Origin of the sequence: Paenibacillus lentus, from assembly GCF_003931855.1 — a bacterium.
Classification (GTDB): domain Bacteria; phylum Bacillota; class Bacilli; order Paenibacillales; family Paenibacillaceae; genus Fontibacillus; species Fontibacillus lentus.
This window is the reverse complement of record NZ_CP034248.1, coordinates 1,904,016-1,926,529: the sequence shown is the minus strand read 5'-3', so window position 1 is coordinate 1,926,529 and position 22,514 is coordinate 1,904,016. Positions and strand designations below refer to the sequence as shown.

The 22,514-nt window shown below is 48.6% G+C and carries 19 protein-coding genes; 5 read left to right on the top strand and 14 right to left on the bottom strand.

Going from position 1 to position 22,514, the window contains the following annotated elements; genetic code table 11:
* Positions 1-84: 84 nt before the first annotated feature.
* Both EIM92_RS08580 and lipA read right to left on the bottom strand, forming a co-directional pair.
* Positions 85-420 (bottom strand): YutD family protein, encoded by a 336-nt coding sequence (locus EIM92_RS08580; protein ID WP_125082290.1) that lies wholly within the window; start codon positions 418-420, stop codon positions 85-87.
* Between the two features lie 25 nt (positions 421-445).
* Positions 446-1,345, bottom strand: a complete 900-nt coding sequence (gene lipA, locus EIM92_RS08575; protein WP_125082289.1) for a lipoyl synthase — start codon at positions 1,343-1,345, stop codon at positions 446-448.
* Positions 1,346-1,523: 178 nt separating this feature from the next.
* Between lipA and EIM92_RS08570 the strand changes: the two genes are divergently transcribed.
* Entirely contained in the window at positions 1,524-2,585 is a 1,062-nt protein-coding gene (locus EIM92_RS08570) for a M23 family metallopeptidase (protein ID WP_125082288.1), read from the top strand.
* Positions 2,586-2,652: 67 nt separating this feature from the next.
* On the opposite strand, the gene yunB is transcribed toward EIM92_RS08570, so the two are convergent.
* The 6 genes from yunB to EIM92_RS08540 all read right to left on the bottom strand — a co-directional run bounded on the left by yunB (position 2,653) and on the right by EIM92_RS08540 (position 9,846).
* Positions 2,653-3,411 carry a sporulation protein YunB gene (gene yunB, locus EIM92_RS08565; RefSeq protein WP_125085075.1) on the bottom strand — a complete coding sequence of 253 codons (759 nt, stop codon included), beginning with the start codon at positions 3,409-3,411 and terminating at the stop codon, positions 2,653-2,655.
* A gap of 118 nt (positions 3,412-3,529) precedes the next feature.
* Positions 3,530-5,824 carry an ATP-dependent helicase gene (locus EIM92_RS08560; protein WP_125085074.1) on the bottom strand — a complete coding sequence of 765 codons (2,295 nt, stop codon included), beginning with the start codon at positions 5,822-5,824 and terminating at the stop codon, positions 3,530-3,532.
* Positions 5,825-6,027: 203 nt separating this feature from the next.
* The gene (nadE, locus tag EIM92_RS08555) at positions 6,028-6,849 is read right to left on the bottom strand and encodes an NAD(+) synthase (protein ID WP_425464197.1); all 822 of its coding nucleotides are present in this window, start codon (positions 6,847-6,849) and stop codon (positions 6,028-6,030) included.
* 64 nt (positions 6,850-6,913) lie between these two features.
* Entirely contained in the window at positions 6,914-8,425 is a 1,512-nt protein-coding gene (locus EIM92_RS08550) for a nicotinate phosphoribosyltransferase (RefSeq protein WP_125082286.1), read from the bottom strand.
* Positions 8,422-9,000 (bottom strand): cysteine hydrolase family protein, encoded by a 579-nt coding sequence (locus EIM92_RS08545; protein ID WP_125085073.1) that lies wholly within the window; start codon positions 8,998-9,000, stop codon positions 8,422-8,424. The genes EIM92_RS08550 and EIM92_RS08545 overlap by 4 nt, the downstream gene beginning before the upstream one ends.
* Positions 9,001-9,069: 69 nt before the next feature.
* On the bottom strand, positions 9,070-9,846 hold the full coding sequence (locus EIM92_RS08540) for an NUDIX hydrolase (protein WP_125082285.1): 777 nt from the start codon (positions 9,844-9,846) through the stop codon (positions 9,070-9,072).
* Positions 9,847-10,101: 255 nt separating this feature from the next.
* Between EIM92_RS08540 and EIM92_RS08535 the strand changes: the two genes are divergently transcribed.
* Both EIM92_RS08535 and EIM92_RS08530 read left to right on the top strand, forming a co-directional pair.
* The gene (locus EIM92_RS08535) at positions 10,102-12,651 is read left to right on the top strand and encodes a S8 family serine peptidase (RefSeq protein ID WP_164515055.1); all 2,550 of its coding nucleotides are present in this window, start codon (positions 10,102-10,104) and stop codon (positions 12,649-12,651) included.
* A 180-nt stretch (positions 12,652-12,831) separates the two neighbouring features.
* Positions 12,832-13,473, top strand: a complete 642-nt coding sequence (locus EIM92_RS08530) for an S-layer homology domain-containing protein (RefSeq protein WP_125082283.1) — start codon at positions 12,832-12,834, stop codon at positions 13,471-13,473.
* Between the two features lie 167 nt (positions 13,474-13,640).
* On the opposite strand, the gene EIM92_RS08525 is transcribed toward EIM92_RS08530, so the two are convergent.
* Positions 13,641-13,907 carry a DUF3221 domain-containing protein gene (locus EIM92_RS08525; RefSeq protein ID WP_281279676.1) on the bottom strand — a complete coding sequence of 89 codons (267 nt, stop codon included), beginning with the start codon at positions 13,905-13,907 and terminating at the stop codon, positions 13,641-13,643.
* 380 nt (positions 13,908-14,287) lie between these two features.
* Between EIM92_RS08525 and EIM92_RS08520 the strand changes: the two genes are divergently transcribed.
* Complete coding sequence (locus EIM92_RS08520) at positions 14,288-15,697, top strand: deoxyguanosinetriphosphate triphosphohydrolase family protein (RefSeq protein WP_125082281.1); 1,410 nt, start codon at positions 14,288-14,290, stop codon at positions 15,695-15,697.
* Positions 15,698-15,983: 286 nt separating this feature from the next.
* Here the strand turns inward: EIM92_RS08520 and EIM92_RS08515 are convergent, their stop codons facing one another.
* Positions 15,984-16,778: a TrmH family RNA methyltransferase gene (locus tag EIM92_RS08515; RefSeq protein ID WP_125082280.1), complete on the bottom strand. Its 795-nt coding sequence runs from the start codon at positions 16,776-16,778 to the stop codon at positions 15,984-15,986.
* 21 nt (positions 16,779-16,799) lie between these two features.
* Entirely contained in the window at positions 16,800-17,474 is a 675-nt protein-coding gene (locus EIM92_RS08510) for a potassium channel family protein (protein WP_125082279.1), read from the bottom strand.
* A gap of 126 nt (positions 17,475-17,600) precedes the next feature.
* Between EIM92_RS08510 and sspI the strand changes: the two genes are divergently transcribed.
* Positions 17,601-17,834: a small acid-soluble spore protein SspI gene (gene sspI / locus EIM92_RS08505; RefSeq protein ID WP_125082278.1), complete on the top strand. Its 234-nt coding sequence runs from the start codon at positions 17,601-17,603 to the stop codon at positions 17,832-17,834.
* A gap of 177 nt (positions 17,835-18,011) precedes the next feature.
* Here sspI and EIM92_RS08500 read toward each other — a convergent pair whose 3' ends face one another.
* The 3 genes from EIM92_RS08500 to EIM92_RS08490 form a co-directional block, all read right to left on the bottom strand.
* Positions 18,012-19,595, bottom strand: a complete 1,584-nt coding sequence (locus EIM92_RS08500) for a peptide chain release factor 3 (RefSeq protein ID WP_125082277.1) — start codon at positions 19,593-19,595, stop codon at positions 18,012-18,014.
* A gap of 240 nt (positions 19,596-19,835) precedes the next feature.
* A complete protein-coding gene (gene zwf, locus EIM92_RS08495; RefSeq protein ID WP_125082276.1) occupies positions 19,836-21,383 on the bottom strand; it encodes a glucose-6-phosphate dehydrogenase in 1,548 nt (515 codons plus the stop codon).
* A gap of 183 nt (positions 21,384-21,566) precedes the next feature.
* Positions 21,567-22,424: a YwmB family TATA-box binding protein gene (locus tag EIM92_RS08490; protein ID WP_125082275.1), complete on the bottom strand. Its 858-nt coding sequence runs from the start codon at positions 22,422-22,424 to the stop codon at positions 21,567-21,569.
* Positions 22,425-22,514 lie beyond the last annotated feature (90 nt).

The following is a 22,514-nucleotide window of genomic DNA, read 5'->3' as shown; positions in this document are numbered from 1 at the left end:
CCGAAAGCTGCCAGGCGAACCAGCCCTAAGTCACTTTGGTTGATGAATAATGAATTTTGCCCAGCGAATTACGGACCTAGTCCATTATTCTGCGGCAGACGCTGCATTTGGCGTTGAAGCCTTCTGGCTTCCCCTGTTCTCCTTATGCTCCTTTGTCTTTTGAAGGACAAAATAAGCGCAGCCAAAATTACAGTATTCATTGATATAATCCGTGATGCCCGAATAAGCAGTATCCCGGTTCACCTTGGGATGGTTGTCCCGCAGGAAGCCTTTAAGTCTCAGCTTCTCGTAGCCCCAATCCCCAAGAATATAATCATACCGATCCAACACTTCGCTATATCTCTGCTTAAACACCTCTACGTCCCATGCGTCCTTGTAATTCTGTATTAACTCGTATGTTCTGCCACCGATCTGAATCATTCGGCATCCCCCTCTTGCCTTGCCCTTAAATTTCTGCCGGAACGCTTGCCTGATGGCTCTTCGCCGACTTAACCTGCTCATGAGCATGATAAGAACTTCGGACAAGCGGGCCTGATTCAACGTGGCTAAACCCGCGCTTCATGCCCTCTTCCTTCAGTTCGGCAAATTGCTCCGGCCGATAGTATTTCTCCACACTGAGATGCTGCGGTGAAGGCTGTAAATATTGGCCGATCGTCAAAATATCGCAATCGACAGCCCGCAAATCATCCATCGCTTGCAAAATTTCTTCCCACTCCTCACCTACGCCCAGCATAATGCTGGATTTCGTAGGAATATCAGGCTGCATTCGCTTTGCGCGCTGCAGAAGCTCCAAGGAGCGGCGATATTTCGCCTTGGCGCGTACACGATCGGAAAGACGTTCTACCGTCTCAATATTGTGGTTAAGAATATCCGGTTTAGCATCCATGACAATACGCAACGAATCCTCATTGCCTAAAAAGTCGGGAATCAGCACCTCGACGCTGCAAAGCGGCAAACGCGCCCGTATTGCGCGAACCGTCTCTGCAAATATAGTCGCTCCGCCATCCTTCAAATCATCCCGTGCCACACTGGTGACTACACAATGGCGCAGCCCCATTTTCTCAGCAGCATCGGCGACCCGCTCCGGCTCCTGCAGATCCAGCTCCGTAGGCATGCCTGTATTAACCGCACAGAACCGGCAGGCCCGGGTACAAATATCCCCTAGAATCATAAATGTGGCCGTTCGGTTTGCCCAGCATTCATATATGTTTGGACAACGCGCTTCTTCGCATACCGTATGTAATGTCTTTGAACGCATCATCTCTTTAATTTCCTGATAATTATCGCCAGTCGTCAACTTGATTCGAATCCATTCCGGTTTTGGTTCTTTAGCTAGTTTGGACAAGAATTGAGACCTTCCTTCCCCTAGAATAGGCTATAGTGCCATTATTATACCATGAATCGTTTGGAAAAACCTCCTTGAGGAAATGGAATAAAAAAACATCTTTTGTCCCAACCTAAAAAAACGTTACTCACTCTAAGGGTGAGATCAACGACGGAATTTTAAAGGAGGAGATCTCACATTGAGGTCAATTTTTTTATTCGTCAACAGACTTTTCCCTTGCCTCATTGGCGTTACTGTGCTGACGTCACTATGGAGTATTCCCGGCTTCGGAGCATCCGCAGCAGAAGCTCCCGGCAAACCGAGCTCGTCTCTCCCCAAAACTCCTTATGAGCTTAGAAGAAGCTTATATGAGGAAATCGGCTTATTGACGCAAATTCCTTGGCATTGGCTCGCCGCTATAGATCAATATGAACGAACAATCACTCCACGCCAAGCGCAAATTCCGGATAATAACAATAAGCTGATCGGCATTCGCTTTAAGGAGCCCATCTGGGCCGGCCCTTTAAATCCTAACCCCAGCGATACGAATCCCGCGACGATCGCCTTGTTCGGCGGAATCGGCAAAGACGCCACTGCGGACGCGGCAGCCGATCCTTATAATGACCGGGACGCTTTGTACACGATGGCAGCTTATTTGCTTCATTTCGGCTACAGCGATGACGATATCCGCATTGCCCTATGGCGTTATTATCAAAATGATTCGTCCGTTGAGCGAATCCGCCAATTTTCTAAAATTTACAGGACATTTGATCGCATCGATCTTTCCGACAGTGCTTTTCCACTTCCCGTAAAAAGCACCTACACTTACCGCGATACATGGGGAGACCGGCGTGGCTGGGGCGGCCTGCGCACACACGAAGGAACAGATCTGTTCGCCCCCTATGGAGTGCCGGTACGCAGCGTATGCTATGGCATTGTCGAGACTAAAGGCTGGAATCCATATGGGGGCTGGAGAATCGGAATTCGCGATCTGAACAACCGCTACCACTACTACGCCCATTTGCAAGGCTTTGAGAAGAACATCAATATTGGCGATACGGTAACTCCCGGCCAAACGGTTGGCTGGGTAGGCAGCAGTGGCTACGGGCCTCCGGGAACACAAGGCAGATTTCCTCCTCATCTGCACTACGGCATTTACAAAGATACCGGAACGAGGGAATGGGCGTTTAATCCGTTCCCTCTCCTGAAGCAATGGGAAAGAGCGGAACGAACGAAGCAAACCAAAAAGGGAGCCTCTTGAATCAGTAGAGGGCTCCTTTTTTCCAATGATAAAAGTTTACTCCCTTTGATGAATCGATAAGATTCAGTCAATCCAATGCTCGAGTACCGCTATCGGTGTCCGGTTGACTAGGAAGAGACGGCAAAGCAATATTGGGCGCACTAACGCCATGATCCCCGACCGGATTTCCTTTGCTGTCGTAATAATACATCGGGACATCGCCGACCACCAGCATGTAGGATACCGGTATTTCCGTTTCTACCGCCTGCGCCCCCATATCAAAAGGCACCACAACAGCAAGCTCCGTCCGTACACGTAAAAACACTTCAACGAGGATCATATTAATCCCCGCCTCCTGCCGCCGAGTATTTAAATCGACCTTCACATCGCCCTTAGGCTCAATACGTATCGGAATATTGGGGCCAAAGGAAGCCAGAATGGGACTGCCAAGCGCCTGCCCAAGCGGAATGTGCTCCGACAATCTGGACACTTCATCCAGCGTGGAGCGGACCGTCTGGATCGTATCAGACGTAATTTGCATGTGCGCTGAATAGTTGAGCATAAACCCGGAAATTTTACCGGAAGAATCGGTCTTCCAATCGATAAGATGATCGATCTGCTCACGGTTGGCCACCTGAGCCGTAATGGCCTCATTAATCGACTCAGTAGCAATTTGCTTCACCCGGATGTGGGCGAGATGCTTAATCGGTCCAATCATATTTCGTTCAACGTATTGGCCAAACATAACGAAGGCAACGATGACAACGACTATAGCAATAGACCATATTTTCCCCCTGTTGAGCCTACCCCTTCTTCTCCGGCTGTGCCATCCTCTTCTGATCCGCATCTCTCTCCCCCCAGGCAGCGCTTGAATCACTTCACCACCCAGTTTATGCAGGATCACCGCGAAAAAGACGGACTAACTCCCGGTTTGTACCTTCTAATCACTTCGATGCATTCGCAGGCTACGGTCGCTCAAGCAGCCCCATATCCAGGCAGGTACGAACCGATAGCCGTTTGGTTCCAGCGGCGAATTGGATTTCAATCAGATCGGTTGGCCCCGAGAACATCGTTACTCTTCCCAGACCAAATGCACGATGGATCACTTGCATGTCCTGAGCTAAATCCGTCAACAACCGGATCGTATTCGCATTGAACGAGCGAGCTGCTGCTGGAACCGCATAAGATGCCGGGAAGGCCGCTGCCCCACCTCCCCCGCCAAAAGAAGCTCCCCTGTTAGTACTTCTGCCGATTTGTCGGCCAGAATCCAGGCTCACCTTAAACTGCGGAGGATTCAAAATACTCCGCACCTCGGCAAGAAATACAGATTCCGTCGTTTTCTCGCCCTCCCTCTGCTGATAAGTCAGCAGCTCAAGCTGTGTCTTGGCTCTCGTCATGCCAACATAGAACAGCCGAGCCGCTTCCTCCATCAGCTCGCTATTCCGGTCCCCTGCTCGATGCTTCAGATCCTCCTTCGATGGAAGGATGCCATTGATCAAATCGATCATATACACATGCTTGAACTCCAAGCCCTTGGCGCTGTGAAAGGTCGAAAACGTGACGGCATGCTGCCCCTTTCTGGACTTAGAGGATTTCAACAAAGCCTCCAAATGTTTGAGTCGCTGCGCAAATTCCTCCATCGTACTCAACGACTCCGCAATCTCCTCCAGCGAATTCAGGATCCCTAGCAAGTATTCCTTTTGGAAACCAAGACGTTCGCACATTTTGTCGATAGCCTTGTCATATCCCAGCTTCGTTCGGATAACATCAATCGCCTCTAAAGGTGGCATGCCTTTCATCTGTTCAAAAATCCATTTGCATTGCGGCAGCTGCTTCAACTGATAATCCTGCAGCGGGACATAGTTCAGCAAATTATCAAACACCGATTCATGATTATGAATTTCCTTTAATGCAGCCATCTGCTGCTTCGTAATATAGCCGTTAAATTTCGTGTGAATAGCTTCCAAAATATCCGGCCGACGGTCGGTATACGACATCCGCATGAAATTGAGAATATCCTGTACAACCCAATGGGAGAAAAAACGATTGTCCGCATCGCGTATATAAAACGGAATACCGGCACGATCAAATTGATTCATCAGATCAATGGAGGATGAATTGTTCCGATATAGCACGGCTACTTCGCCCAAATGGCTCAACTTACGAATTTCTTCGACTAAGTACTTCGTTTGCTGCTTATAGTCGGGCAGAGCTTTGATCGAAATCGGCTGTCCCTCAACGTTATGCGTAAACATGTTTTTGTTGTAACGATTTTTGTTCCGCTGAATAAACTGATTGGCGGTTTCCACAATGTTTTTAGAAGACCTGTAGTTCTGCTCCATATACAAAACTCGCGCCTCCGGGTATACCTGCCGGAACTCCAGCAAGTAGGAAGGTTCCGCTCCCCGCCAGCTATAAATCGACTGGTCGTCATCCGCTACAACGCATAAATTCCGATGCTCCATAACGAGCTTCTCGACGATCGCATGCTGTACCAGCGACGTATCCTGACTTTCGTCCGTAAGCATATAATCGTAGCGCCGCTGATATTTACGGAGCAAGCGAGCGTCTTTGCTTAAAATGTCATTGGCCAGCGTCAGCATATCGTCAAAATCAATGAGCAGCCCGCTCGGATGCTTTCGCTTAAATCTCTCGTACTCGCTAAGGATTTGTTCGGCATGTCGCACACCGCAAGACACATCGCCCCATTTGCTGACCGGGATCATTTTATTTTTAATATAGCTAATATAAGTCGTTAACTCTTCCAATTGGTCATCCGTGATGTTCTCTCCCGTGACCGTTCTGAATATTTCGCGCAATATCATTTTCTTATGCAAAGCCGGGGCCGCGGAATCGCCTGCCTCTCCCACTTCTATGTCCTGACCCGATCCATGACCCTCGATAATTTGGAACAAGATTCTTTCTGCACGAAAGTGCTCCCGCACAATTTCAAAGGCCAGGCTATGAATCGTTGAAAAATCCACGGACGGCAGCTCCGGAAAAAATCGCTTATACCTTTCCTTCATATCCCCGGCCGATGCCCGGCTGAAGGTAATCGCCTTAATTCGCGAAGGCTGCACCCCTTTCTCCTCGATCAGGTAGCCAACTCGCATGAGCAAGGTCGTCGTCTTGCCCGACCCTGGTGCCGCAAGCAACAGCAGCGGACCCTCCGAATGCAATACTGCTTGCTGCTGCACTTCATTGAGATGAACAGCGATCTGCTGTTTTTTTCGTATGAAAAAGGGATGTTCTTGCTGCATGATCGTTCCTTTCAAATCACTCAATTTACTTAGATGAGACCAGTAAGAAGCCGAGCAGTCAGTAAAGTACTCTGAATCTACCCGGCTTCACTCATTGTTCATTATAACAGAGCATGGGAAGGGTGCCATTTTCAAATTGGAATGTAAATCTCCAGGCAGTAGGTGTGCCCGACTGGGCAGCTTTCAGGATGGCGAATTCTCGCTCACTTCCACCACGTGTCGAACGGGGTGGCCGGAAGCTCCCGCTTATGCCGGGATACGGCGTACCGCTTCTCGATACTCGCTTGATCCTCTGAATCAACGGCATTTCCCGTTAAGTATTGATCAAGCACTTCGTAGGCGATCCCCAGCTCTGTTTCGTCTGCCTGCAGAGGCTTGTTATCCAGTAAATCCGCAGTGGGCACTTTGAGATACAAACGCTCCGAGGCTTTAAGCTCCCTCAGCAGCTCGCGCCCCTGTCCCTTTGTTAACCCCGCCAGAGGTAGAACATCCGCCCCACCATCGCCAAATTTCGTAAAGAAGCCTGTAATGGACTCTGCGGCGTGATCCGTACCTACAACCAAACACCCGGTCTCTCCGCCGATGGCATATTGAACGATCATGCGCACCCGTGCTTTAGCATTGCCTTTATTGAAATCGGATAACTTGAGACTAGTGCTTTGTTCAACGACATTAGCCAAAGCCAGAACAGGCTCCTGAATATTCACAACGAACTCTTGATCCGCCTGAATGAACGCCATGGCCGCCTCAGCATCATCTTCGTCCTTCTGTACTCCATAGGGCAGACGAACGGCATAGAACGTCGCGTCGTATCCTTCAGCACGAAGCTCCTCCACAGCCAGTTGCGCCAGGCGGCCCGCCAGCGTGGAGTCCTGTCCCCCGCTGATTCCTAGTACATAGCCCTTCGCGTGAGCCTTCCGGCAGTATTCCTTCAAGAAATCGATCCGGCTGCGAATTTCCGCCCTCACATCGATGCTTGGCTTGACGTGCAATGCTTCGGTAATTTGCTTCTGAGTATGATCCATTGGCATTGAAAATTACTCCCTTCTAGTATTGAGCTGGCTAGCCTGAGTCAATTTATAACCAAATCTATAAATCCTGTAAATCCTGATTTGCCATACGCTGTTGAACCTTTTCCCGGGCTTCTTCAATTAGCTTCATCTTATTATCCCAACAGTCCTGACTTAAATTAACAGGATATTCGGCCGGGTTCAAGAGACGCTTATATTCCTCCCATAACACTTGTAGATTATCCGCTGCAAATTCCCTGATTTCTTGTAAGGTCGGAAGCTCATACACACATTCACCGTCTTTAAAAATCGTCTGGTGCAGCTCTCTCGCTTCAAAATTTGTGACGAATTTCGCGATGTACGTGTGAACCGGGTGGAACATTTTAAGACGTCCTTCGCGCTGAGGATTTTCGTGTTCCAACGCAATATAATCGCCTTCTGCCTTCTGGTTTCCTTTATTAATAATACGGTACACTTTTTTACGACCAGGCGTCGTAATTTTTTCAGGATTTGAGCTGATTTTAATGGTATCTACCATTGTACCATGCTCGTCCTCGATTGAAATCATTTTGTAAACAGCGCCAAGAGCAGGCTGGTCATAAGCAGTGATTAGCTTCGTGCCGATCCCCCAAACATCGATTTTTGCTCCCTGCGCCTTCAGGTTCATAATCGTATGCTCATCCAGATCATTAGTAGCGTAAATTTTCGCATCAGGGAAACCAGCCTCATCAAGCATTTTGCGTGCTTCTTTCGAGAAATAGGCCAGATCTCCGCTGTCCAGGCGGATGCCCTTGAAGTTAATGCGGTCTCCGAACTCTTTGGCGACCTGGATGGCGGTAGGTACCCCCGATCTCAGCGTATCATACGTATCGACCAGGAACACGCAGTCTTTGTGGCATTCCGCGTATTTGCGAAAAGCAGTATATTCATCGCGATAAGCCTGAACCATGGCATGGGCATGTGTTCCGACGGTAGGGATGCCGAACAGCTTCCCGGCTCTCACATTCGATGTAGCCTCAAAGCCCGCAATATACGCGGCTCTCGTTCCCCAAACTGCTGCATCCATCTCCTGGGCACGGCGAGTGCCGAATTCCATGCTGATGCCATCCTCGATGACTTGCTTGATGCGCGATGCTTTGCTGGCAATCAGAGTCTGGTAATTGACGATATTCAGCACGGCCGTTTCAATTAACTGTGCTTCCGCTAAAGGAGCCTCAATTTGCATGATGGGTTCATTGGCAAAAACGAGCTCCCCCTCCCTCATCGAACGCACCGTTCCCGTAAAACGCAGTGTCTCAAGATAGGCAAGGTAGTCACCGCCATAGCCCTCTTCTTTTAAATAAGCTAAATCGCTCTCCGTAAATCGGAATGCCTTAAGATAGCGGATAACCCGCTCTAGCCCGGCAAAGACCGCATAGCCGTTTTGAAACGGGATTTTGCGAAAATAGACATCAAACACAGCTTTGCGGTTGTACATTTGATCCCGCCAATAGGCCTCCGTCATATTAATCTGGTATTTATCCGTGTGCAGAGCAAGTCCATCATCCGCATAAGGCAATGGTGAAAACTGATTATTCGCTAGATTGTTCATTTCTCCTTTTCCTCCTTTTGCCGTATCATTGTCGCGCCAAGCGTACTTTTGAAATGCCTTAATGCCCACGCATGACCTTCCAGGTCAAAGCTCGCCACGGCATCCTCATGAATAACGAGCTCAAAGCCTTTATTGTAAGCATCCACCGCGGTGTGCAGCACACAAATATCCGTACACACCCCGACCAAGTGCAGCTCTGTGATTCCGCGCGTACGAAGCACCAGTTCAAGATCTGTACCCGCAAAAGCGCTATACCTCGTTTTATCCATCCAATACACGTTCACGGCATCCTTATAAGTCTGGTACACCGTATCTAACGCTCCGTACAGCTTGCGTCCATCCGTCCCTTCGATGTTGTGTGGGGGAAACAGCTTTGTCTCAGGATGAAGTATGTCGCCATGCTTATGAATATCGATCGCCAATACTACAAAGTCGCCATACTGAATAAATTCTTTAGTTAGCTCGGCCATCCGCCCTTCGATCGCTTGAGCAGGCTCGCCACATGTCAATGCTCCATCTGCAGCCACAAAATCATACGTGTAGTCAACATTAATTAACGCTCTTCTCTTTGGGATAATCACAGCAAATTCCCCCTTTTTATATTTAACACTTATTATTTTGTTAATTAATAAAATTAAAAAAAATTACTTTCTGGCGTGATAGATCGAGCTATTCACTTCTACGTCAACAAAACGATAAAGCTGGGCAGGTTTCTTCGATGTCCGCGTTGTCTTCTTCCCGGTGATTTCCTGAATAAAAGGTAAGGTTTTAATTTTACGAGCAAACGCAGCATCCAAAGCGATCGCCGAATCCTTCGTCACGGTAAGCAATACGGCTTGAAGTTCAGAGTATGTAAATTCTGCTGGCAAAAACTCTTTAGCCACCGTAGTTTCAAGCAGCTTATGCCGGATGACTGTAATCGCATCAGCGATAATTTCCGCGTGGTCAAAAGCAAGGTCCAACTGAAGCACATCCTCCACGGAAAAGAGCTCCACCTCGCTCGCATCGTCATTGGCCTGGCGATGGGCAAGCTGATGTTCCGGCACGATCGCATAATGCGCATTGGAAATGATCCACCCCCGCGGATCGCGCCCCGGAGCATCGTACACGCCATAATGCTGGAGGTGGATATGATCTACCCCCGTCTCCTCTTTTAATTCCCGGGCAGCCGATTGGTATGCCGTCTCATCCGGACCTACGAATCCACCAGGCAGTGCCCATTTACCCGCTTCGATGTTGGGCCGTCCCTCATTATCAACCATACTCCGCTTAATCAACATAATGTGGAGCTCCATAGTCGGAGGCTTGAACATTTCATTTCTCGTAGATCTGATAGTAAATACCGCAATATCTGAGGTATACCCATCAGGTGTTCTGTATTTCTTTACGTCATATTGCCGCAATGCCTGTTCATTGGACATACGGTGGTAAGGCCTCCTCCATTGCATATTTATTAATTAACAATTCGTTAATTGTATTATCGATTATACTTCCTGTTTTGTCAAGGGTAATAGTCATGTTTTTCCATAGGACTAAAGTCTTTTCTTCTATTAAAAATGATCATTTCTTTACCGATATATGAATGAGAATTGTTTTTCAAATTTAAGACGAGGAGGTACGCCGCTTCAATCACTTCTTAGATACCACAGATTATGAAGAGGAGAGTTATGTATTCTATGAGCAGACTAACACGTAAAATTATTACATCTGTTCTCACCTTGTCACTGCTGCTTCATGCCGGAGCGCTTGGGCTCGCCAGCGCCAGTCCATTGCTGCCCGAAGTGGAGCAGGAGGTCATCGTTGTTTATAAAAATGACGACGGCAAAGAAACGGTTTATAGCGAGAGTGTCGATATCCACCATGAATTCGACATCATTCCAGCCGTAGCGGCTACAGTGACGAGCACCGACCTATATTCACTGGTTTCCGACCCGAATATTGAAAGAGTCGAACGTAATATTAAGTTTAGAATTACGGGTGGGGATTTCAAGACCACCTCCGTTCCTTCTGAGCAAAGCCAATGGAACTTCCAGGCCGTTCAGCCTACAATCATGTGGGACACAGGCCATACCGGCTCAGGCATCAAAGTTGCTGTCATTGATTCCGGGATAGCTCCGCATCCTGAATTAACGATTGCCGGCGGAATTTCAACTGTGGATTATACGAGTGATTATACGGATGACAATGGACATGGAACGCACGTTGCCGGCATTATCGCTGCAAAAAGCAACAACAGTGGTATGGTGGGAATTGCACCTAACGTGGATCTCTATGCCGTTAAATCCATGGATCAAACCGGAGAAGGATCACTCCAGGACGTTCTAGAGGGACTGGAGTGGTCTATTCAGAACAATATGGATATTATCAACCTTTCACTAGGGACAGACACGCATTCCCAACTGTTGAAGGATATGGTGGATCGGGCCTACGCCCAGGGAATTGTCATCGTTGGCTCGGCTGGAAACAGCCAAACGACTGAAGATAACAACGGTAATATCATTCATGTTCCTTTAAGCACTTATACGATAAATTATCCTGCCAAATACGATAGTGTCATCGCCGTCGCGGCCGTGGATGCCCATCAAGCACGCGGGGATTTTTCCTCCGTTGGAAATGAAGTCGAAATTGCCGCGCCTGGCGTCGACGTCGTATCCTCATATTTGAACAACGGTTATGCCATATCTAGCGGAACATCGCAAGCCGCTCCGCATATTTCCGGTATGATCGCTCTGCTCAAGCAGCAGGATCCAGGATTGACCAACGTGCAATTGCGAGAGGAAATTAGAAAATATGCTATAGATTTAGGACAACCGGGCCGGGATATTGAATTTGGATATGGCTCAGCGACCTTCAATCGATCGCTCGATCAGACAGCGCCTGAGAATATCACGAATCTCCATGTGACAGGAAAAACAGATTCGACGATTTCACTCGCTTGGACTAATCCCATAAATTCAGACTTTGCGAGCAATAACATTTACGCTAATCATGTCCAAATCGGTAGCACAGCAGGCCAATCTTTTACCCTGACCCAACTACAGCCGAATACATCTTATGAGATTTCTATCAAGTCAACTGATTGGAGTGGGAATGAAGCTGCAGGTCAGACGATCACAGTAGCTACCCTGGATACTCCGGATACTACCGCACCTGCTGAAGTGTCCGATCTGGCAGTTAGTGCAACAGCATCAACCTATGTCCAACTCTCCTGGACAAATCCGTTAGATCCTGATTTCTCCAAAGTCTATCTATATCGTGATGGGGACAAGGTGGATGCGACAACGGGAACAACCTACAAATTCGACGGACTTACCCCGGACACAAGCTACCATTTTGTTGTGAAAACCGTGGATCTTACCGGAAATATTTCGTCTGGCCTAGGCATCACTGCTTCCACGCAAGCAGCTGACTCCGAGAATCCTGCAGAGCCTGGCGGCAACGAATTTCCTGTCGTGGACACGACACCACCTGCCGAGGTGACTCAACTGGCGCTTGAGAGGGCCACAAGCTCTTCACTGCAAGTTCGTTGGACTCTTCCAACTGACCCTGATTTCGCTAAGGTCAAACTATATATTAATAACAACTTCATTGCGGATACAACCGCAGCGTCGTACAACTTTACGGGGCTGCTTGCAGACAAAACCTATCAAATCACTGTCAAGACAGTGGACAACCATGGAAATATATCCAGCGGGGCTACGCTGACGGCAAGAACCTTAGCTGCTCCGGTCGTGAATGTACCTTCAACACCGCCTGCTTCAGGAGGGGGTTCAGGAGGGTCTTCAGGCCCGTCCGGGGGTGTAATCCAAGTTCCGGTCAACCAAACGCCTGCTCCAACCGGAAATACGGCCCAAGTTGGAGAACAGGGCGAAGCGGAACAGGGTACTTCTAACCTGGCTCAAGAAGCAAAAGACTCCTTGGATCAAGCAAGAACATCGCAATCGGTTCGCGACTTCGTCCAAGCTAAAATTGCCATCCAAGGATTAAGCGATGCTGAGCTACGCCAAGAGTTTGAGCAACAGTTGGAGCGTCTCAAGGAGGAGTTGCGCATTCAAGACCTTCCAGCCAAAAAAGAACTGCGCTCAACCCTGCCAGTCCGAATCAGTCTTCAAGTGGCCATGAAGAGCGCAAACTATAAATATATTGATCCAGCGTCCCTCAAGCCAGGCGCTAACATCTTTGTTCTCAACAGCAAGGGCGAGTCCCTGGAGGATGCAGTCGGATAAAAATCCTGTTTAATCGAATTCATGTTGCGCCGAAGAACGGCAAGTTTGCCTCCCAGGAAACCTACACCATCATTATGGACACGACCGTTAAAGGCAAACCGAGCCTGCTTTCGCCAGACAGCTTTGAACTGAAGAACCCATTGATTTTAGAGTTCACAACGAGATAGGGGTTTTGTAACTATGACAATTCGAACAATGACTAAGCTAAGCTTAATAACCGTGCTGCTCATTTCCCTCATCGGAACAGCCTTGCCGTCAAAACTTCATGCCGCAGAGCCGCTTTCTTTCACAGATGTCAAACAAGGAGCATGGTATGAAAAGACGGTACAATGGGCCATTGCTCATGAAATGGTGAAGGGCTATAATGACGGAACATTCAGACCGCAGCAAACGGTGAGCGAAGCTGAATTTCTTGCGATGCTGCTACGGGCCTTTGAACCGAAGCTGCTCTTCTCTGCTAAGCAAGACCACTGGGCCGATGCTTACTACACAAGGGCAGATCAGTTAAATTATCCGGTCACCGGCTACAAAGACCTTCCCTCTAGGAATCAACCAATTTCCCGAGAACAGGTCGCCGAGCTGATCACGGCCGCCGAGGGCGTTAACTTCAGTGGAGATCATGCCATCCATTACGTGCTGGCTTTCGGGCTCGCTACGGGCAAAGACCCGAATGTCGCTAGCGTGGACAGCTTTGACGGCAACAGCGCCTTAACGCGCGCTGAAGCCCTGCAATTCATTAAGAACGTCAGCGAGAACGGCATTGGCGGATTATTGGAAAGACCTTTAGAAAAGAATGATCCGCAGGATCTTCCCGAACTATAAGCTGCAGCTGCAGCCAAACGCACAACCTCTCTTCCTATAGAGGGTTGTGCGTTTTTTATAGATACGGGATTAGCTTGTTGGCTTCCTTCACCGCTTGTGGTGTGTAAGACGATACTTCTGTACCAGCCATAAGGAAAGAAAAAGGGCCTGCAAACGTATGGATTCTTTTATTCCATTTTGGTAACTTTTCCTTTTGTCTGACCAGGGTAGGATTGAAGAACAGTCCCTATATCCTTTATTTTTACATGATCACCAATTAAAATCGAATCATATGTTGCTCGATCTGTAGTAATCCAAATTGCATTAGGATCTGCTTCCTCTATAATTTTTTCAATTGATTTATTCTTTAAATCGGTAACATGATTCTTCACTACTAAGATCATTAAATTAGCCTCATCTTTTGCAACAACATACCCCTCATCATAGTTCCAAATTTTATTCGTACTGTTTTTTCATTATTACATCCGAACAGAGGAATAAGAAATAGGATAAGTATGAGACTGATAATGGCTTTGTTGATTGTATATCCCTCCCTATACTGGATTTACTACTTTAGACGTTTTAAAGAGGACTTTGTTGCTATCGTTATAAAGAGGCAGATTAGGCGGTTAGCTTATATATTGAATGGTCTTCAAGCGTCTGACTAATGCGCTGCGGCAGATCGAGATGACCTGGACCTGGTTATCGCATACTAATGCTACAAAAGGGTGCTACTCATTGGGCAAATGATTTCATTATAAACTTTCGCTTTAAGATTCGCTCTGTGGTGGCTACAATAACATCAACAGGAAAGAAACGAAGGAGTGCTGGATTTATGAATATTCAGGAATTGAGGGAGCATCGGCAGTATCCGGACAATATCGGGCAGGAGACGAGCCGCGCAACCTTTGAACGCGATTATTCGCGGTTGATTCATTCGCCCACCTTCCGCCGACTGCAGGGTAAATCGCAGGTATTCGGGGCGGGAACCGGGGATTATTACCGGACACGGCTGACGCATTCGCTGGAGGTAGCGCAAATCGCCCGGGAAGCGGCACGCAGCCTGCTTCGCTTCTACCCGGATGTCGCTGCGGACAAAGCCGACCATCCTGGACTGATTATCGATCCGGAGGTTGTCGAGTGCGCGGCGATCTGCCATGATTTTGGACACCCTCCCTTTGGTCATAAAGGTGAAGAAGTGCTGGACGGTATATTAGAGAAGCTTGTAGAAGACAAGGTTGAGCAGGCTTTGAGGAACACCAATCCGCCCCCCGGAGAAGAACAGCAGATCCGGGAAGCCATCCGGCGGAGGTATGAGCATTTTGAAGGCAACGCCCATAATTTCCGGCTGATGATGTTCCTAGAGAAACGGGAAAACATCGACGGCCTCAATTTATCCGACGCAGTGCTGCTAGGGACGAATAAATATCCTTATCCCGGCACGGCCAATAAAAAAGGTCTCTACTTGCATGAATGGGAGTATATTTCCTACATCCGCGACCGCTGGGGCATTCCGGAGGGGAAAAGAACTTTCGAAGCGCAATTGATGGATCTGTGCGACGATATCGCCTACTCGGCACACGATCTTGAAGATGGCATCAAAGCGGGAAAAATCGAGGTACATGAGCATTTTCTCAAGGATTCGCACATTCAGCGTCTAATCGTCGAGAAAATTATGACGTTGGACGATTTCTTCTGGGACGGCTGGACGCCGGACAAAATACAGGTCAAGGTCGAGGAGGTGCTTGATTCGTTCTTGCGGGTCTGGAATGAGAAATTGCCGATTTGCGACCATGATTATTCCCGGACTCGCCGCGAGGTTAAGGCATACTGGGTCAGTCTATTCGTCTCCAGCCTCGGCGTCATCCCGGACGGCAGCTGGCAAAAGGTGACGTTCGTCAAGGAAGGCCGGGAGGACGAGGACATGCTGCGTACCGTAAGTGTGCTGAAAAGCTTCGCTTGGGTGACTATGATCCGTGACCTGCGCGTGCAGCGGCTGCAGAAGCGCAGCGCTTGGGTGATCAAGCGGCTGTGGGACGCTTTTGTCGATCCGGAGACATCCAAATCGATTATTCCTGGTGACTGGCTGCGCCGCTTCGACCGCGATCAGCGGAAAGCGAAGCCGATATGGACCTGGGAGCATATGATCATCGATTACATCGCGGGCATGACGGACGCTTATGCGGAGAAAATCTACAATGAGCTGTACGGACTTAAGGTAGGAACGATTTACGATTTGGACTAATTCAAGCGCCCAAATCAGTATGTCTCATCGAGGCAATTGTCTAGACAACGCCTCCATGGAGAGCTTCCTCTCGCATCTCAAACCGGAGGGGCTCTCCCCCTATCGTATCCGAAGTGTAGCTGAGGCATAAAGCCGAATCGAAAAATACATACGTTTTATAACCAACGGCGACCACAACGCAAATTAAATAAACAGACGCCGATAGAATATCGGCACCGGTTTACAGCCAGGTGTTTTTTCCAATGTCCACATAATTGGGCTTGAACTTAAGAATGAATAGAGTTTATTACTTAAAATACCGCTGCCGCTGCGCCTCAAATAGCAGCACCGACGCGGCCATCGCCACGTTCAGCGATTCTGCTTGGCCCCGCATCGGAATAAGCAGCCCGTCGTCCATCAGCTCCCGGACGTTCGGGCTAAGACCTCTCGCCTCGCTGCCAAACAGGAGCCATACCGGCCCTGTAAAGTCATAAGCATAGCAGCTCTCCGCAGCTTGCAGGCTGGTTCCGGCGAGCCGGATGCCACGCTCCTTCGCTTGGGGCAGAATATCGACCAGCTCCCCCTCGATTACGGGCAAATGAAACAATGAGCCCATCGTCGAGCGGATCACCTTCGGATTGTATATATCCGCGCAGCCCGGTCCCACGATTACGCCGCTCGCTCCCACGGCGTCCGCACTGCGAATGATCGTGCCCACATTGCCCGGGTCCTGCACTCCGTCCAGCACGACAACGAGAGTGCGCTCTTCCGCCAGCAAAGGCCCCAGCTCATCGCCGCTCTTGCGAACGACCGCAAACACGGGCTGCGGTGTCTTCGCATCGGTACACTTGGCGATTATCGCTGCCGTAACGCCGATCCATTCCACTCCTAGTGAAGCTGCCGCTGCCTTCGATAACTCCGCAGGAATACCGCGTTCGATTTCGTAACAGACGCATTCCAGGTCGATCTGCGCCTTAAGCGCTTCCTGCACCAAATGAATGCCTTCGATCAAAAATTTATGCTGCTTGTCCCTGTTTTTCTTCTCAAGCAGTCCAGCCCATTCCTTCACACGGGGATTGTGTGGAGAAGTAATTTGCTGCATGGTTCAGTTCATCCCCTTAATTTATGATTCCGAGTAAGCCAACTCCAGCTTTGTAAGGTCATTCTTCTCTCCGACAATTACAAGAATATCCCCTTCAGCAAGCCGATCATGGGCTGCCGGTGAAATATTCATTTTGGCGCCTGTCTTGATGGCCATGACGTTGCAGCCGAATTTCGCCCGGATATCGAGCTCCTTCAGGTTTTTTCCGACCATGGCCTTCGTTATTTGCAAATCAACAATGCTATATTCATCCGATAATTCGATATAGTCCAAAATATTCGGAGAAGTTAAATGGTGGGCAACGCGAAGGCCCATATCCCGCTCCGGATAAATGACCTTATCCGCGCCGATCTTATTCAGCACCTTGCCGTGCAGCTCATTTTGCGCTTTTACAATGATAAGCGGCCCGCCGAGGTCTTTAATAATAAGCGTTGTTAAAATACTTGCCTGAATATTCTCACCGATCGCGACGACCACCACATCGAAATTCCGAATGCCTAGCGCACGAAGCGCCTCCTCATCCGTGGAATCCGCAGAGACGGCATGCGTAACAATATTGGATACCTCCTGTGTACGCTGCTCGTTGGAGTCAATCGCCAGCACATCAAAGCCCATTCCGCTTAAGGCACTAGCCACGCTAAGCCCAAAACGGCCCATGCCGATGACCGCATATTGTTTTTTTCCCGATTGTGCCATGCTTCCACCTGCCCGAGTCATTATTTATGCGAAATAGTATACCACAACATGCCTTAAACTTGAATTTTCACAGGCAACATCGGGAACATTAACACCGGGCAATGACTATTTCAGGGAGGTATTGCTATGCCAATTACTCTTGATCTTAGACAAGCAGTTGTGCATAAAATGCACGGTAAGAATGAATCCGGTCTGCGAGAGATGGTGGAAGGGTCTATCGATGCCCAGGAAGCTGCGCTTCCCGGCCTTGGTGTCGTCTTTGAGATCATCTGGAAGCATATTGACGAGGCCAAAAAGGATGAGCTCATCTCACTTCTGAACAATGAGCTTTCTTCTGCCGAGCATAAGCCATTGAAATAAGAAGAGCCCGCTCAACCCAACAAAGGAAGCTCTCCTATCTGACTTGATGTCGGATAAGAGGCTTCCTTTCATGTTATCTAAACCAAAGACTTACGCATAGACCTTCCACTATAAAAAAATATTACGAGCAAGCTGTATTTGGCGGGTAAGCCCTCGGCCTATCCCCCTGACAAGTGCTTAAGGGGCCGTCTCTAAAAACTCGGCATCTGGATTTTTCTCCATTGCGGTTCTCATCGCATATTCGTTCTCAAACAAGGCAACATAATTGCCCTTCTTATCCGTCACGAGCGTAGAGTTAATCCGGAACTTTGATGGATCTACCTTATCCCCGACAATCCAGCGGGCGAACTGATACGGCATCCGCTGCAACTGAACATCCACGCCGTACTCGCCTTTCATCCGATATTCGAACACCTCAAATTGAAGCTGTCCTACGACGCCAAGCAGCATATCCTCGAAGCCTACCGTCGTAAATACTTGGATCGTTCCCTCTTCTGTAAGCTGATCGATCCCTTTTTGGTATTGCTTATGCTTCAAAGCGTTCTTCACCGTCACCTTGGCAAAAATCTCCGGTGAGAAGGTCGGAAGTTCATCAAATACAATCTCGCTGCCTTGACTAAGGGAGTCCCCGATTCGAAAAATCCCCGGATCGAACAACCCAATAATATCGCCCGGATATGCTTCGGTTACGATATCCCGATCCTGAGCAAGGAACTGCTGCGGCTGTGAGAGCTTAATCTCTTTGCCAACGCGAACATGCTTCACCGACATTCCCCGTTCAAATTTACCAGACACGATACGTAAAAAGGCAATTCGATCTCGGTGCGCCGGGTTCATATTGGCCTGGATTTTAAATACGTAACCCGAAAACTTTTCATGAGTCGGCTCAACCAACCCGGCTAAACTATGGCGCGGCTCCGGCTTCGGAGCAAGGCGCAGGAAACTCTCCAGGAACGTCTGAACACCGAAGTTATTTACAGCGCTGCCGAAGAAGATTGGAGTGAGTTCACCCCGGCTCACCTTTTCCATATCAAAGGGGTCGCCCGCTACATCCAGGAGCTCCAAATCCTGACAGAGCTGATCATGAAGAAATTCCCCAGCTAATTCACGGATCGCAGGGTCATGATAATTCTCGACCTTCTTCACTTGAATCTGGGAATGATCGTTCCCTTGGAACAGTTCAACCTGATTATTCATACGGTCGTAAATGCCCGACAGCTCGCGCCCCGAGCCGATTGGCCAGTTCATCGGCACAGAGCGAATGCCCAGTACCTGCTCCAACTCCTCCATCAGATCAAACGGATTCCGGCCTTCCCGATCCAGCTTGTTTATGAAGGTAAAAATCGGAATGCCCCGCTTGGCGCAAACCTGGAACAACTTGATTGTCTGCACCTCGACGCCTTTGGCCACGTCGATCAGCATGACGGCAGCATCCGCGGCGGTCAACGTTCGATACGTGTCCTCACTAAAGTCCTGGTGACCTGGTGTATCCAAAATGTTCACCCGGTGACCGTTATAATCAAACTGCATGACGGAGGAAGTAACGGAGATACCGCGCTGCTTCTCAATTTCCATCCAGTCGCTTGTTGCATGCTTGCTTGCTTTTCGAGCCTTTACTGACCCGGCCAAACGGATCGCCCCGCCGAACAGCAGCAGCTTCTCGGTTAATGTTGTTTTCCCGGCATCCGGGTGGGAAATAATTGCAAACGTTCGCCGTTTGTCCACTTCCTGCTGCAGCACTTGTCCCAATGCTTTGCTCATATATCACTAGTCCTCTCATTCCACAAATTCACGTTGTATATTGTAACATATTTTGTCTCTTTGTACGCAAAAACACCCTCACATCTTGGGAGATATTGAGGATGCCTTTGCTCTGCCCTAGTATTAGCTTATGCATAATAACGATATTCTATAAAAAAAGCCGCCAACCAACAATTCAGCTGATCAGCGGCTTGTATTTAACCTTCTAGCTAGCTAACTCTATATCCAAATCGTATCAATCTAACCTTTGATCCAAATGACATTATCCTCTTCCTGGCCATTTACCGGCCACCAATGGAAACCATCCTTCGCCAACAATTTATCAGCTTCCTCCGGCCCCCAGGAACCTGCGGGATAAGTGCTGATGTCGCCAGATTCCTGCGCCCACGCAGATGCAATACGATCAACGAATGCCCATGCTGTAGCAACCTCATCCCACCGCGTAAAGTAAGTGGAATCGCCATTGGCTGCATCATGGATGAGACGCTCATATGCCTCAGGAGAGTTAATGCCTACTTGGCAGCTTTGGCAGAACTCCATTGCGAGCGGACTGATTTGCGACTCCGTTCCCGGCTTCTTCGCGTTGATCTTAATATAAATCCCTTCCATAGGATTGACGCGGATGACGAGCAGATTCGGCTCAAGCTTATGCTTTTGACCGAGATAGACGTTAGTTGGCATTTGCTTGAATTCCACAACGACCTCCGTTGTCTTCACCGGAAGGCGTTTACCTGTCCGAATATAGAATGGAACTCCCGCCCAGCGGAAATTGTCCACATAGACCTTAGCCGCGAAATACGTCTCCGTATCGGAGTTCGGGTCTACCTTTTCCTCCTGACGGTAGCCTGGCAGCGCCTTGCCGCCGCTCTCGCCCTCGGAATATTGTCCCCGTACAACATTCTCCTTCACTTCCTGTGGAGAAGTATATGGACGAAGCGAACGAAGCACTTTTACCTTCTCATCCCGAATATCCTCGGGAAGCAGTCGGCTTGGCGGCTCCATCGCAATCATCGTAAGCAATTGCAGCATATGGTTCTGCCCCATATCACGAAGAGCCCCGGCATTATCATAGTACCCGCCACGCTCCTCAACGCCAACAGTTTCGCTAAGCGTAATCTGTATATTAGAAATATGCTTGTTATTCCAAAGCGGCTCGAAGAACGCATTCGCAAAGCGAATTACCTCGATGTTCTGAACCATCTCTTTGCCAAGATAGTGGTCGATCCGATAAATCTCTTCTTCTTTGAACACCTGATTCAGTTCTTCATTCAGCTTCTGAGCGGAGATCAAATCATAGCCAAACGGCTTCTCGATTACGAGGCGATGCCAGCCGCTGCTATCCAGCATGCCGCCCTTCCGCAAATTGAAGGATACGCTGCCGAACAGCTCCGGCGCAAGGGCCAGATAAAACAATCGGTTGCCAGGAATGCCAAAGCGTGTTTCCACTTCCTCTGTCTGCTGAAGCAGCTCCCGATATCCATCTATATTGTTAATGTCAAGTGATTTATACGAGAAATGCTCTGCAAAGCGACTCCACTCCGATTGATCATCAACGGAATAACGACAAAACTCCTGAATGGAACGATACACATCATCACGGAATTCTTCTAGTGAGCGGGGACGCCGCGCCACGCCGATAACCGCAAAATCTTCTCCGAGCTTCCCCTCGCGATACAAGGAATATATTGCGGGAAACAACTTGCGCCGTGCCAAATCTCCGGTTGCTCCGAAAATGAAATATACCGCTCCTGGTGTCTTCACTGACTCTAGATTTTGAATTTCAGTCATGGCTCCTCATTCTTTCTATGTAATATAGTGTATATTTATTCAATCACCCATCAATGCCATAACCGTACACGGCATCACGGCATGTGATGATATTTTAGCATATTCACTACAAGGATGCCATCAAATTCATATCAATATTAGTTATATTCTTTGAAAATTCATCTAATATTTATCTGATATTCATTAATATTCAACTGTCAGCAGTGGGGTACCTATAGATAAGTCATATCTTTCCATCTCCGTATTCCAATGAAGCGCAAGCTGCAAATTGATATTTTGGCCAGCGCTTTGCACCTTGATCGGCAACTCTTCCACTGTATAAGAGCGGCTGATCGTACGCTCATCCTCAAAGCTCTCCACTTGTCGCAGCTTCAACCGTTCCCCGGCACGAGACTCGATCGCTTCGAAGGCAGCTGTCACAGGGACGCCCTGTCGTCCCAACTCCTGACCATTGATCATAGCAGCACCGGAGCGCGGGAGAGCCAACGCATCCGTTACATCCACGCTTGCTCCTTGTAGTGCTGCATTCCATTTTGCATCGACACCCTCTGCAAGAAGCATTCTACCATACTCTTCGCCGTATTCCGCCAGTTGCCCCAGCCCCATCATCGTTTGATTCTCAAGGCGGAGGACAACATAATACTGCCCTTCTTCTTGATGCATGATCGTGAGCTTTCCTTCGAGTTCTCCAGCGTCCCCTTCAACATAGAACACTTTCCGTTCATGCCCCTCTTCTACATAACTGTCCGACCATCCCAGACCCTCAGCTAGAGTCCTTTGCGCCTCATCCAAAGACAGTTCTGTATGCCATTCTCCCTGCCATTTCACAGTGGCCCATATTTCTCCCTGAGTCGTCATCTCGCCGGCAGCCAATATTTTCTCAAATTGCACTCTTGATAATTCTGCTTGCACTCTCGATAATTCTGCCTCGGCCGAAGAAGCAGCATTCGCATTAGCGGTTGCCCCAGCATTGTTCAAAAATTCCATTATGACTGCTCCACCTATAATAATCATTACGATAATTCCCCATAATTTTTTCATGAATACGATACCCTCTCTCCCGAACCATTCTATGATTCTATCAACAGGTTCTCCATAGGAGCGGTAATTTATACTTGCATAACTCTACTC